Genomic DNA, 12,333 nt, shown 5'->3' on the forward strand with positions numbered 1-12,333 from the left:
AATCTTGAAGCTTGTGATAGGTGAATCATCAGCGTCCATTTGAAAGCTTTGTCCAGCTCTTAAATAGATAGGATCGCCACCATTGATTGATACGTGGCATTCCTGATCATTTGTAAAGCTGAACTTATAGAAAGAATATTTAATCGTCCATGTCTCATGTGGAGAAGGGATTACTTCATGGTTAGATTCTGACTTCTCAAGCATTGGGCTCCCGATATATCCAGATCCTATTTGCATGATCAATAATCATTAATTAAAAATGAAAAAAGGGGAGATAAACTCCCCAAGCTATTTTGGTTCTGTGTATTCCATTGCTTGATCACTATCTGAGATACCTGTAGTGGTTGAATCCACTACAATTCCCATGGCAGTTAGAAATGCCAACAGTGCATTAAATTTCTCAGTGAGATCATCACTAAACACAGAAATATCGTATCCAAAGCTCTGGTGTCTCAATCATAAAATAGGTCAGAAACCTGCAAAGAATTATGCAGATATTGAATGGGATTGGGAGAAAGTAAAATCTTCCTTTTCTGAGTCGAATGGTTGGCAAGTTTGGAAAGCTAAAGGTTAAAAATTTTAAACAGAATGGAGAGAATCGCCAATGGATGAATACAAAGTTAATAGATTAAATGGGTATCTCATCTTAAGTGGCGGTCTTCCTATAATAGATATCACTGCTGAATATTATGTGGTTGCCTGTGCTAATTTTTTTGGAGACCGACCTATAATCTCAAGAAGTGATGGTAAAAGTTTTGAAGGGGAAACTCGTTGGGGCGTTGATCTTCACAACTTAATACCTTTAAATTAGATAAAACCAACAATTTCACAGGGACTTGTTAGCCGATACTAAAGCGAAGAGGGGAGAGAGCTCAATGAATTTTAAAGTTGATGACAAAGTAAAGTCAATTAACAAGACTGCTGGACACTGTGATTTTGATAATAGTGCTACTCACTATAAGATGTTGGAAATAAAGCAAAACTTTTTATATGTAATCGGAGTCAATGAAGAAGAATCTAGGAATGTAATAGGAAATTTATTATTGGTGTGGGGTGTATTCAGGTGCATCGATGGATATATACAAGTGTTCTGACATAAAATAAAACGCAGTTTAATCTAACATGATCAAACTGTATAATAAAGGGAACAGACGATAAATGACTATAACAGATTAGGACATACTGCTTTCAGCAACTTTTGTACATATCAATCGAAAATTATATGGAGGGATGAGAGAACTTGTTTAAAGAAACTTCATTTCTTAATGATGAGCAGAAACAGTATTTAGTGGACTTTGTTAAAACAAAAAAGGTTGAAGCATTTAATAGGGTTCAGAAGGAAAAAACTTATGTATCCGCAGGACTTGAAAATGCTTCAAGTGAGAATATGCAATTGAAAGAGGAATGGGTCTTAATTGACTACATCGACAACGGTTATGTAAACAAAAACACACCATGTGAGTGTGGAAGACCCCTAAGATATCAATACATCGTAAAAAACAAAAATGGTGGAGAAATCAAAAGGTTGGGAATAAGTCATTTTGAAGAACATATCTCTTTAAAGAAACATGTTTTCAAACAAATAAAAGATGAATTTGATCTAATAGAAAAAGAAATAACAGAAATATTAGAAAGAACAAAAATGAAGTGGTCAATTGAATATGAGATTAATATTCCTAATGATTTTGAATTCAATACAACAGACAATATTAAGAAACAATTAGATATGGGTCTAGCCTTATCGGCTAGACAGGTTAATTTTTTAAGAAAAGAAGTTAATCAAAAGATCATCTCGGCAAACAAGACAGTTAATTTAAATACACGTGAAGTATCAAACAATATCTTGTTAAATAATGAGCAGTCAAAAATAACTTCAACAGTTTCCTCTCTAAATGATTTTCAAAAAGAAATGATACGAAAGTTATATAATAGTGGTGTTAAAAATCCAGAGACTATCTGTGATTTTTTAATTAAAAACAAGGTGGCCCCAGCGTATCGGTATTCTACAGGGAAGCTGAAAATATTCCCATGTGTTTGTATGTTTCTTGAAACTATCGAAGGCAACTAATCAAGAAAACACTCAAATTTAAAAAATGGAGGATGATTTTATGTCTATGAGCGTAAAGCAATTAATTGATTCATTGCAAACCATGTTGGAGAAAGGTGGAATAAAGGAGGATACAACTGTGCTACTCAATACATATGACGACTGTATGTACGAAGTAGCATGTGTGAGCCACTGGGAGAGTTTGTACAAATTGAAGCTGAGATTAAATAAAACATTATTTTAGGGAGGTTTAATCAATTGAATGCCATGGAAGATCAAATAAACGACTGTTTTGTAGATGCTTATAGAAGAGTGCCAAGTAATTCTGAAATACAAACTATTTGCTAAGATTTTGTCTGAAGAAATTAAATCTCTTGCTGAAGATTGGGGTTGGCATGATACAGAGGTTGGGGATAGATTGTTTGGTTACATAAAGAAATTGAAAGCTGAGGAGGTTATAAAGTGAACACAAAAGAACTTAGGGATTTTATGATTGATGTTAGTGAAAATGGAATAGGGGAGTTAGCCAAAAGAATGTTTTTAGAAGAGTAGACAAAACGAGTGAAGACGATTTAGTTATCACAAGTGCCATAGCTAAAAAAGCGTTTGTAGATGCTTTTGATATAGAGTATGAGAGACTTTTATAATGACTGACGCAGACAACAAATAAGACGGGCTTTATAATAAAAACACCATTTCATATTAACTATTTCTCTCCTCTTCATTTTTAATGTTGTATAATTTGGAAGAAGGGGGAATGAATAAGAAAAAGTTGGGTTTGAGTATTGCAACAGTCTTTTTAACCTGGTGTTTGAGCAGGCGGAGCTGTTTCGGCCAAAATTACCAAAGATGAACATAGGGTCAACTTTAAAATGACAGAGAATGAAACGGGCTTTTTTTATGGCTGATGACACCTATCTCGAATATTGGCCAACTAAATTGGGATACAGGTTCACCATCTACAATGCTGAAGGGTGCACATTGAATTTTAAACTGCAGAGAATAACACTGGCAGAGTGAAAAGAATTTCACGGGTAATCAATTGAACCTGAGCTCAACAGATAAGGTGGATGGAGACGCAAACAGAAACCATTACTTAAGTATCACTAAAGGAGCCGGCTACGGTGACGTCCGGATTAAAGGCTTTTATGGATTCGAACATGATGAGCCGGATGAAGATTGGTAAGCTTTAAAACATAGTCAAGGTATATCCTTGACCTTTTTTATGTATATGATGATAATTTAAAGTGATCATACATAATGAATGTGGGGTAGTTAAATTGATTAAATCAAATTTAAAGCCGATAATAGACGAAAGGAATATCAGTATTCGAAAGCTGTCCAATGATATTGACCATGGTTTTAACACAGTTAGGAAGCTTTATCATGATGAAATGGAGCGGTATCCAAGGGATCTGCTTGATAAAGTCTGTACATATTTAGACATTGAGCTGCATGAGCTGTTGATTTACAAAAAAGATTAAAAAGATATCGAACACTTAAAGTGATCGTTATATGCTAAATTTACAACAAAAGTAAATTACTACAAATTTTCTAGGTGTACATAAAATCATTCTTTTATATAGAATCCATGTTGTTTAGGGAAACGGAGGGTGGATATGGGGCAAAGTAGTGACTCTATGTATGATGCAATTTATATGAAAAATGGAAAAGCAAAGCCGATAGATCCAAAGGAAGCATTAATCAAAAGAGATATTAAGAAAGAGATAGGTTATACACTTTATTGCAAAAACTATTTCAAATCTAAATGCCATGCAAAGCTAAAGGTAGTCAATCGTAAAGAGGGATTTTTCTCTCTATTACCAGGAGAAGAACATGCTTTGGATTGCGGATATAGCACACCATATATACCCTTAAGAGAAAGAATAAAAGGGAAATCTAGAGAAGAGAAAACTGTCATAAAAATTGATAACAGCGATATCTTTTCACCTATAAAACAAGGAGTATCGAATTTCGGTAGAGATGAGAAAAAGAATCACAATTACCGAAGTGGTCTGAAAAATACTCTTAGGAAACCTACTGTAGGAATAAATGTAGAGTACATAAGGTTTGTGACTGATTTCGTTGAATTTTTAAACTGCAGTAACCGTGAAGTAATCAATTATGTAAAGAGTCAATTGAAAGCAAATAATCAATATTACTCTATTGATGACTATAACAAAGCTTGGACTGATATGGCTTCTGGGAATACTTTTTTAGTTGAAGGGTTCCTTGATATTCGAGATATTGGTACCCTAGAAAATAAGGGATATGTTTATTTGTATCCAACTGCAAATAAACAAAAAGATACTAAGCGTATAATGCTAGTTCAACGAGGTAATGGGAAATCTGGCTTCGAGAGGACATTAAAGTTTCTTTTAAATTGGATTAAGGATAGAAATAAAGAAAGTCGAAAAATGGCTATTGTAAAGGGTTCTTTCTTAGGTAATTATAAAGACAGTAACATTATTAGAGTATTAGTGAAAGATATAGACATTAAATATAGAATTTACGAATATGAACCGAAAACAAGTAACATAAAAAATGATCCATCAAAAATAATTGTAAGAAATGATAATAAGACATTTGACAATAAAAAGAGTAAGGCAACGTTTGTGGTTGAAAATAAAGAAAATGATAATAAAGATAATATGAAAAATGAAACATATGAAATCTCAAATACTCCTGTCGATTTGCAACCAAAGAAAACAGGGGGATGGAAGGATCAAGAAGGCATTTTATTTGAAAGCTATGAAAAAGAGCAAAAGGAACAACCGTTAAGCAAAGAATCCAAAAGTGAATTGAAAGGGAAACAAGACAACATATTTAAAAAAATTCTCAGCCTTTTTAAAAAAAGATGAATGACAAACTACGATCTTAAAGGGCAGTAGGTGGGACAATAATGTTAAAAATGATTACTGGTTGGTATAAATATTACGATGATAATGACCCTAAGTTGAATCATATTGAAGACGGCTGGTCAAAGGACGAGTACCCACAACCAATTAAACCATCATTTGCAAACCAAGAGGCTTGGAGAAAGAGCGAGTGGGATAGAAAATATGTATATCTTGATGAAAAATCTAGAGTAATAGATGCTGCTAAAGCTATTTGGCTTAAGTAAAGTTCTTCAAAGTTATAGGTTTTTCTAAGACGGGAGGATAAACTTGCTATCTAATAAAATGGTAAACAGTTATGTTTATACTCTGATAATCTCTAGTTTGTCATATGGCCTAATCTTTGGTCTGTATATGTTGTTTACTCTGGCTTTATGGCAATCGCATTAGTCACTATTGGCATCATAGGATTTTATGCTTTAATCACTTACTTGGTGTTTGCTGTCTCTTTGGTGTGGCTAAGAAGAAGGCCTAGAAAATTCAATTTGAACAATTTTTTAATTTATATTGCAGTAGCCTTTTTAGCTGTGTTTTTGTTCTGATTTTTTGATTATCCCCCAAACGTTCTTACCGTATTCAGAAGCCTTGAGTACTACATTATGAGTATTGTAGCCGCGTTAATTTTTTGGTTCTGGGATTCAATATTCCTATAATTAAAACATTAAATTAAATCATGATTTTCACCCCGTTTACAACGAGTAAGAAAGCTGCTGTTCCAAACAGTAAATATCCAGACAGTTTTTGTTTGCTTAATATCGCTTTAACTCCGACTAATGATAAAAGGGCTGCAACAAATAATCGCGCAACAATCAACAATAATTCATTTTGATTAAACAGTGAATATGCGCGTATTGGCGTGTCATCATACAAGGCCTTTTTGGCCAGTGCGTTTTGTAGTTATTCCAAAAAACACATCTCTTTTTTAATAACTTAGGAAGAAGACGACCTTGCTCGAGTTGCTGGGTGTGAATAAAAAGGTGCGGAGAACAAAAGAAAATGGTTCTTGCAGGGTACTTACAAAATCGAAGAATCTGAATTAAGCAAGTACTTTATGATTCTTCTCCATAGCTCTGAAGTACGTTAATTTGAAACATCTAACCCTTAGTTTTATTCTTTTCCTTTTTAATTAAATATTTGTATATTAACATGGCGGCAAAATCATCACCTCTTCAATCCATCTTTGCATCTCTAATTCAGTTGTTACCTTATCCGTGCTTAAATATTTCAAACTAGAAAAAGTATATCTGCAGACACTATTGAGATGCAGACATTTGGAGTTCAATAAAAATATCGGCTACTTACTAAATAACCCCCTCACCATTAACTGTGAAGGGGTCTATTTTTATTTATCTTATTAATTTGAAACATGCGTTGACCAGCAATTCATATTCAGAAAGATCAATTGTTTTTAGATTCACCGTTCTTTTTGCTATCGGCGATCTTTTTGTCGACTAAATCACTTTGTTCATGTTGAATCGGTTGTTAGAACATCATGTGACGCACCTCCTTTGAAAAGCATACACACATATTAGAGGGCTGAAATTCACCCGAATGAATTAGGATACGACGGTCAAACCGCTTTTCGCATGGAATCAACCTGGGCAACTGGTCAACAGCTTTAAAAACTTCATCATAACAGGGAAATGCGGCGGGCATTGGGAATATAAAGGAATATAGGCTTACAGATATGAAGGATGTATGAAAATCCGTCAGATGGCGAAGGAAAGGCAATCTCTATGTGTCGTGAAAGTTCGAATGCGGGGGTATGGAACTTCCCATTCATCCGGAGCTATGTCAGAGGGAAAAGCGACTTTTTGAGGAGGAAGCGGAATGATTAAATTTACACGGCCTTCACCTATGAAGAAAACATGTACGATGCACCCGGAAAAGGAATCTGTCAGATCGGTTTCGTTTACTGATTTTAACGGCAATTCTGTAACAGTAACCCTTTGTCAAATGTGTCTGGCTGAATTAAAAATGAAAGCCGCGACTGAATACAGGAGCATGACCGAGGAGCGGGCCAAACTGAATCGTTTCAAGATTGGTGATCATGTGTATTTAGAGCATTTGGGAGTCGTCAGCGAGATAAAAAACATGGAAGGCGTTCAAGTGGCAAACAGGACAGACACAGACGGAGTCCGAAAGGCTACCCCTAAGGAAATCGCAGAATATAAAAAGCAGGAGGAGCATTAAAAATGAAAAAACAATTCAAATCAATCATTCTATCAGCAGTATTACTTCCGGGAGCGGCGGCCGTTGCGCCGTCTGCCCGCCGCATGGTCCAGCTGGCAAAATGAATTCGGGTGGAGCTGCGGGGCGGCTCCGGCAAGAAATCAAACGCTGTATCACACGGGTTCTTCTCGAAATATCTGCTGGAAGAAACAGTATCCATTGAAGAGATTCAGGGGTGTTTTTAATTAAATTTTCAGCTGATTTCCTAACTGTCATGGACAACATCTCACAGGAAATATATTGACTTTCATCCTGTTTGTAATGTTAATTAGAAGATGTATACAAAAACATTATAATGAGGAGGTCTGGATGTGAAAAATAAAACGAGAATACAAGTTGGACTATGCATTGGACTTTTATGTTTAAGCTTTACCGGTTTCAATCCTTTATTCGGCTCAGCGCATGCTGAAGCGAAGTCTATAGAAAACACAAAAATGACAAGCTGTATAACGAATCAAAAATTTGTTCAGCTTGAGAAAAAATTTGATGCCAGGCTTGGGGTTTATGCGATTGATACGGGGTCAAACAAGACAATCGCCTATCGGCCGAATGAACGGTTTGCTTACGCATCAACTTATAAAGTTCTGGCCGCAGCTGCTGTTCTGAAGAAAAGCTCAAATGAAAAACTTAATGCCATCATCCGCTACAGCAAAGACGATTTAGTTACATATTCTCCAATCACAGAAAAACACCTGGATACAGGCATGAGCCTGAAAGAAATCTCAGAAGCCGCTGTCCGTTACAGCGATAATACCGCCGGGAACCTATTGCTGCAGCAGCTTGGCGGCCCTAAAGGTTTCGAAAAATCACTGAAACAGATCGGGGATCATGTAACGAAAGCGGATCGATTCGAGACGGATCTAAACTCTGCGATTCCCGGGGATCGTCGTGACACAAGCACAGCAAAGGCACTGGCAACTGATCTTAAAGCGTTCACTTTAGGTAACACTCTCACGACTGACAAGCGCACGATCTTAACGGATTGGATGCGGGGCAACGCTACCGGCGACGAACTGATTCGGGCAGGCGCTCCTGCAGGATGGGAAGTCGGCGATAAATCCGGAGCCGGAAGTTACGGGACGCGAAACGACATTGCGATCGTGTGGCCGCCTGACAGAGCTCCAATCGTTTTGGCAATCCTGTCAAACCGATTTACGGAAGATGCCGATTATCATAATGCTCTTATCGCTGAGGCTGCAAAAGTCGCTCTTAATGATCTTAAATAAACATTGCCGTTCATTTTTTATGGACGGTTTTTTATATGTTGAGAATGCGGTATGCCGGTTTCGATGTTATAATGTAAAGCCATAAAATGATGGGAAGAGGGGGAGTTTCGATGCATTACATAACGGCATGCTTAAAAATCATCAGTGATAAAGACCTTAATGAAATAATGAAGGAATTCAAAAAACTTGAGGAAGAAACGAACAAAGAAGAAGGCTGTATTCAGTTCCATGCTCATCCGCTTGAACCATCAGAACGCAAAATTATGCTTTGGGAGATTTGGGAAAACGAAGAAGCTGTTAAAGTCCATTTTACGAAAAAACACACAAAAGACGTTCAAAAACAAGAATTAACGGAAGTAGAATGGTTAATGAAAAGCAATGTGAGTGAGTAAAAGGCTTTGTCTGTTGTTGGCTGACTCTGCCGGTAACAATCATCAGTTTCATTCATTAAAACCCTTGCTGCGCAAGGGTTTTTTACTTTGAAAAGTTCTTTATATCGCAGTCTTTTTATGGGTAAGGAACAGACTTGGAATGAAGATGGCCGCAAGGATGATGACGGATACTAAGAATCCGGCATGGTAGCCTTTTAAACTGTTCGGAATCGTTGGCTGCAATCCTTGTATGACAGTTGCGGTAACGGTTGCGATCACAGCTGACCCAAAGCTGGAACCGAGGTTTTCAATCATATGAATACCGACACCTGCTTCCGGAAGCTGTTTGCTGTCAAGACCTGTATAAGCGTCACTCATTAATGGGAGCATAATTCCTCCAAAACTGGTGCCGCGGATAAATAATACGACGGAAATCCAAATCATACTTGTGTTATCGGTGATAAAAATAAGCGGGATAGATCCGATCAGCGAAAGAACAAGACTGACCGTAACCACGTATTTCGCACCGATCTTATCAATCATTTTTCCGATCAGCGGACGAGTCACGAGCATTCCGACTCCTTGAGGGATTAAAGCGAGTGCTGCTCCGACTGCCGTGAACTGACGAATGTTTTGAAAAAACAGCGGAAGTATTAACATCGGCCCCATAATGGCAATATTCGCTAAGAACAACCCAATTGAAGAAGCTAAGAAGCTCTTGTTTGCAAACAAATTCATAGGCAGAACGGTTTGGTTTTTCTTGATCAGATTATATACAAGATAAATGGCTGCTGAAACAAGACCGATGCCCGCCCATAAAATGGTGTCGCTATTGTTAAATGATGCATGATCCGCCGCTTTTGTAATACCGTACATCAATGCCGCGCTCATTAATGACAAATTGATAATCCCGAAAATATCGAGTTTACGATCTTTGTTGAATGGTTCGAAGTCTGGAATGGTTTTCATCATAAGCGGTGCGGCAACCAAAACGATGAACACGTTGATGTAAAAAATCCAATGCCATGAAGCGCCTTGGACGATGAAGCCTCCGATGACAGGTCCTAAGATCGGGCCGAAGATCATAGGGGTGCTGACAATTGCCATCACTTTTCCCAGGTTTTCCGGACCTGCCGTTTTAACCAAGAGTGTTGACATAAGCGGAGTGATAATGCCGGCGCTGAATCCTTGAAGCAAACGGAAGAAGATGAAGCTGGAAACGTCACGGCTCATTCCCGCAAAAACAGAAATGACACCAAAGGCGATGACTGAGCCGATGAAGATTTTCTTACCGTTATATTTATTCATAAGCCAGCCGGATACGGGTACTGCAATCGCAAGTGCTAACATATAGCCTGTAACGGACCACTGAATGGTATCCAATGTCGTGTTGAAGTCTTTGGTCAGTTTGGCGATGGCGATGTTTACCATCGTAGAGTCAAGCATTGGAGCAATTGCTCCCAGTGCAATAGCCCAGGCGGCTGTGAGAACTTCTTTTGGCAGCCGAAGTTCCTTTCTTTTATGTGTTGACATATTATTCTCCTCTCAAAATTGCTGTATTTGTTTCCTTGTCAACAAAATAATAGAGTGATTTTGTTTCTTTGTCAACAATAAGAGGGATATAAAAAGGCAGCCCGTTTTCATGGAGCGGGGCTGCCTATGGTTTTATTCATATTTATTCCGATTTGATGTCTGCACCAAGTTTCTTTATTTCTGAATCCAAATGCCTGCTGTATGTTTCCACGAAGCTCAGCATTGTGTCAAATTGTTCATCGGTTACTTGTTCGAACACGATTTTGTCCCGTTCTTGAAACTCTTTGTGCAATTCCTCGTGAATTTTATAAATGACTTTTCCTTGCTCGGTAAGCCTGAAATAGATTTCTTTCTTGTTAAGCGGCTTCTGATAGCTTTCGATAAGGCCTTTATTGATAAGCTTCTTCGTTAATTTACTTATAGCGCCTCTTGTCATATAAAGGGACTCCGCAAGTTTTGTCACATTGGCATCTTCAATTTTTTCGATGAATTCGATGCAATGCACTTCAGAAGGTTTATGCCCCTTAAGGCTTTCTTCCATCTTCAGCCTATTCAGCCACACCATCTTGTTAAAAAAGTCCCTGAAATCCGTGAGGAGCTGTTCTTTTTTGTCCATGACCCGTCCTCCTGCTCGGTGGTGCTTACACAATATTATAAAATGTTTGTTTCTTTTTCAACAATCGTAAAGTTATTATTTAGGAACTGAGAGATAGTGCGCAGAAATAAGAAGGAGGGGGAACAGAAGAAGTATCCTATTTTTAACCGAAATGTGGTTTTTCGGGTATGTTTCTTTCCGTATTCGTTACTTGCTCTTTTTCATAACAGGCCAACTCTGCAGCCTTACAAAAAAGCAGGCTGCGAAAAGAGCCTGCTTTAGAATTGCATCAAATCATTTTTCTGTTGCGGCGTCATGAAAAGCGTCAATTGCGGTTGTGTATTTCAAGACGTTTTTAGACACTTTGGCGGTTGCGCCTAAAGGATACGCGTCTGACAGAACGCTGGAGTGAGCTTCGGGTTCCCAGTAAAATACGCCGGTTCCTTTGCCGTTCGGAACGGCTTTCACCAGTTTTATGGTGTCTTTTATGGTCCAGTAGGAATCTTTCGGATTATTTTCATCTCCGCCCAGTTCAACCACCATGACTTCCTTGTTATAGCGTGAGGCGATGTCATTCAAATTAGATGATAAATGGCCGGTGAGCTCCCAGTACGGCTTACCTTCCCAATAGGGATAGAACGAAACGCCGATGATGTCGGTTTTTCCTCCGTTTTTAAAGAATTGATCAAACCACCATCTGAATAGGCTGTTGTCCGTGCCGTGTGCCAAATGGCTGATGACCTTGGTGGCCGGGCTGACGGATTTCACGGCGTCATAGCCTTTGTTCAGTAAGCCGGTCAATTTGCTGAAATCGCTCGTGCTGCCGTCGGGCAGTAAAATTCCTGAATTCATTTCATTTCCTACTTGCACCCAATCAGGGGAGATGCCGTGATTTTTAAGTTCTTTCATGACATCGTACGTATGGTTATACACGGCTGCCTGCAGCTGGCTGTTTGAATAGTTGGTCCATTGGTTCGGCTTGATCTGGTGGCCGGGATCAGCGAACACATCACTGTAATGGAAGTCAACCATTACTTTCATTCCTAACGCTTTTGCCCTTTTGGCTGCCGCAAGTACGCCCGCTTTGTCACTATAGCCGAGCATGGTCCATGTTGTGCCGTCTTTCAGCCAATAATAGCTGCTTGGCGGATTCACAAACACTCTCAGTCTCACGGCATTTATTCCGTGATCTTTAAGAATCTGCAAGGCATCTTTCTGTTTCCCGCCGTCATCCAGCCAGCGCACACCTTCATCCTCCATTTGTTTCAGCCATCCTATATCAGCGCCATAGGCAAACGGGGCATCCGCTTTTGCTTTAGGAGACTTCTCAAGAAATGTAAAAGCGGTGAAAATGAGAGAAAGACAGATTGCGTTTACAAATACACGTTTCAATCGGTTTTTGAACATCACAATACCTCCTGATAAAAAAGAT

General features: G+C 38.4%; 14 protein-coding genes and 1 pseudogene. 10 read left to right on the forward strand and 5 right to left on the reverse strand.

The window, feature by feature from the left end; translation table 11 throughout:
* Positions 1–288: 288 nt before the first annotated feature.
* Positions 289–456, reverse strand: a complete 168-nt coding sequence (locus G9F48_RS01590; RefSeq protein WP_160182574.1) for a phage holin — start codon at positions 454–456, stop codon at positions 289–291.
* 148 nt (positions 457–604) lie between these two features.
* Between G9F48_RS01590 and G9F48_RS01595 the strand changes: the two genes are divergently transcribed.
* The 7 genes and pseudogenes from G9F48_RS01595 (at position 605) to G9F48_RS01630 (ending at position 5,597) form a co-directional block, all read left to right on the forward strand.
* On the forward strand, positions 605–811 hold the full coding sequence (locus tag G9F48_RS01595; RefSeq protein WP_160182575.1) for a hypothetical protein: 207 nt from the start codon (positions 605–607) through the stop codon (positions 809–811).
* Between the two features lie 429 nt (positions 812–1,240).
* Complete coding sequence (locus tag G9F48_RS01600) at positions 1,241–2,068, forward strand: DUF3895 domain-containing protein (protein WP_160182577.1); 828 nt, start codon at positions 1,241–1,243, stop codon at positions 2,066–2,068.
* Between the two features lie 1,021 nt (positions 2,069–3,089).
* Positions 3,090–3,233, forward strand: a complete 144-nt coding sequence (locus G9F48_RS01610; RefSeq protein ID WP_160182578.1) for a hypothetical protein — start codon at positions 3,090–3,092, stop codon at positions 3,231–3,233.
* A gap of 94 nt (positions 3,234–3,327) precedes the next feature.
* Positions 3,328–3,531 carry a helix-turn-helix domain-containing protein gene (locus G9F48_RS01615; RefSeq protein ID WP_095272808.1) on the forward strand — a complete coding sequence of 68 codons (204 nt, stop codon included), beginning with the start codon at positions 3,328–3,330 and terminating at the stop codon, positions 3,529–3,531.
* 135 nt (positions 3,532–3,666) lie between these two features.
* Positions 3,667–4,908: a hypothetical protein gene (locus G9F48_RS01620; protein WP_165408918.1), complete on the forward strand. Its 1,242-nt coding sequence runs from the start codon at positions 3,667–3,669 to the stop codon at positions 4,906–4,908.
* Between the two features lie 41 nt (positions 4,909–4,949).
* The gene (locus tag G9F48_RS01625; protein ID WP_165408919.1) at positions 4,950–5,171 is read left to right on the forward strand and encodes a hypothetical protein; all 222 of its coding nucleotides are present in this window, start codon (positions 4,950–4,952) and stop codon (positions 5,169–5,171) included.
* A gap of 58 nt (positions 5,172–5,229) precedes the next feature.
* Positions 5,230–5,597 (forward strand): annotated as a pseudogene (locus G9F48_RS01630) (UPF0715 family protein).
* A 13-nt stretch (positions 5,598–5,610) separates the two neighbouring features.
* Here the strand turns inward: G9F48_RS01630 and G9F48_RS01635 are convergent.
* Positions 5,611–5,829 (reverse strand): hypothetical protein, encoded by a 219-nt coding sequence (locus G9F48_RS01635; RefSeq protein WP_160183194.1) that lies wholly within the window; start codon positions 5,827–5,829, stop codon positions 5,611–5,613.
* Between the two features lie 945 nt (positions 5,830–6,774).
* Here G9F48_RS01635 and G9F48_RS01640 point away from each other — a divergent pair.
* The 3 genes from G9F48_RS01640 (at position 6,775) to G9F48_RS01650 (ending at position 8,794) form a co-directional block, all read left to right on the forward strand.
* Positions 6,775–7,137 carry a hypothetical protein gene (locus G9F48_RS01640; RefSeq protein WP_165408920.1) on the forward strand — a complete coding sequence of 121 codons (363 nt, stop codon included), beginning with the start codon at positions 6,775–6,777 and terminating at the stop codon, positions 7,135–7,137.
* A 344-nt stretch (positions 7,138–7,481) separates the two neighbouring features.
* Positions 7,482–8,402, forward strand: coding sequence for a class A beta-lactamase (bla, locus tag G9F48_RS01645; RefSeq protein ID WP_101562909.1), 921 nt, complete (start codon positions 7,482–7,484; stop codon positions 8,400–8,402).
* A 110-nt stretch (positions 8,403–8,512) separates the two neighbouring features.
* Entirely contained in the window at positions 8,513–8,794 is a 282-nt protein-coding gene (locus G9F48_RS01650; protein WP_077722075.1) for a putative quinol monooxygenase, read from the forward strand.
* Positions 8,795–8,893: 99 nt separating this feature from the next.
* Here the strand turns inward: G9F48_RS01650 and G9F48_RS01655 are convergent, their stop codons facing one another.
* The 3 genes from G9F48_RS01655 to G9F48_RS01665 form a co-directional block, all read right to left on the reverse strand.
* Positions 8,894–10,306 (reverse strand): MDR family MFS transporter, encoded by a 1,413-nt coding sequence (locus G9F48_RS01655; RefSeq protein WP_165408921.1) that lies wholly within the window; start codon positions 10,304–10,306, stop codon positions 8,894–8,896.
* Positions 10,307–10,448: 142 nt separating this feature from the next.
* Positions 10,449–10,922, reverse strand: a complete 474-nt coding sequence (locus G9F48_RS01660) for a MarR family transcriptional regulator (RefSeq protein ID WP_070081651.1) — start codon at positions 10,920–10,922, stop codon at positions 10,449–10,451.
* 273 nt (positions 10,923–11,195) lie between these two features.
* Complete coding sequence (locus G9F48_RS01665) at positions 11,196–12,308, reverse strand: glycoside hydrolase family 53 protein (RefSeq protein WP_165408922.1); 1,113 nt, start codon at positions 12,306–12,308, stop codon at positions 11,196–11,198.
* Between the last annotated feature and the right edge of the window lie 25 nt (positions 12,309–12,333).

Source organism: Bacillus sp. EKM420B (assembly GCF_011065565.1).
In the GTDB taxonomy this organism is placed as follows: Bacteria; Bacillota; Bacilli; order Bacillales; family Bacillaceae; genus Bacillus; species Bacillus velezensis.

Coding starts and splice junctions, on each gene's coding strand:
- G9F48_RS01595 (WP_160182575.1), top strand. CDS start 605: ATGGATGAATACAAAGTTAATAGATTAAATGGGTATCTCATCTTAAGT.
- G9F48_RS01620 (WP_165408918.1), top strand. CDS start 3,667: ATGGGGCAAAGTAGTGACTCTATGTATGATGCAATTTATATGAAAAAT.
- G9F48_RS01665 (WP_165408922.1), bottom strand. CDS start 12,308: ATGTTCAAAAACCGATTGAAACGTGTATTTGTAAACGCAATCTGTCTT.
- G9F48_RS01660 (WP_070081651.1), bottom strand. CDS start 10,922: ATGGACAAAAAAGAACAGCTCCTCACGGATTTCAGGGACTTTTTTAAC.
- G9F48_RS01625 (WP_165408919.1), top strand. CDS start 4,950: ATGTTAAAAATGATTACTGGTTGGTATAAATATTACGATGATAATGAC.
- G9F48_RS01655 (WP_165408921.1), bottom strand. CDS start 10,306: ATGTCAACACATAAAAGAAAGGAACTTCGGCTGCCAAAAGAAGTTCTC.
- G9F48_RS01650 (WP_077722075.1), top strand. CDS start 8,513: ATGCATTACATAACGGCATGCTTAAAAATCATCAGTGATAAAGACCTT.
- G9F48_RS01640 (WP_165408920.1), top strand. CDS start 6,775: ATGATTAAATTTACACGGCCTTCACCTATGAAGAAAACATGTACGATG.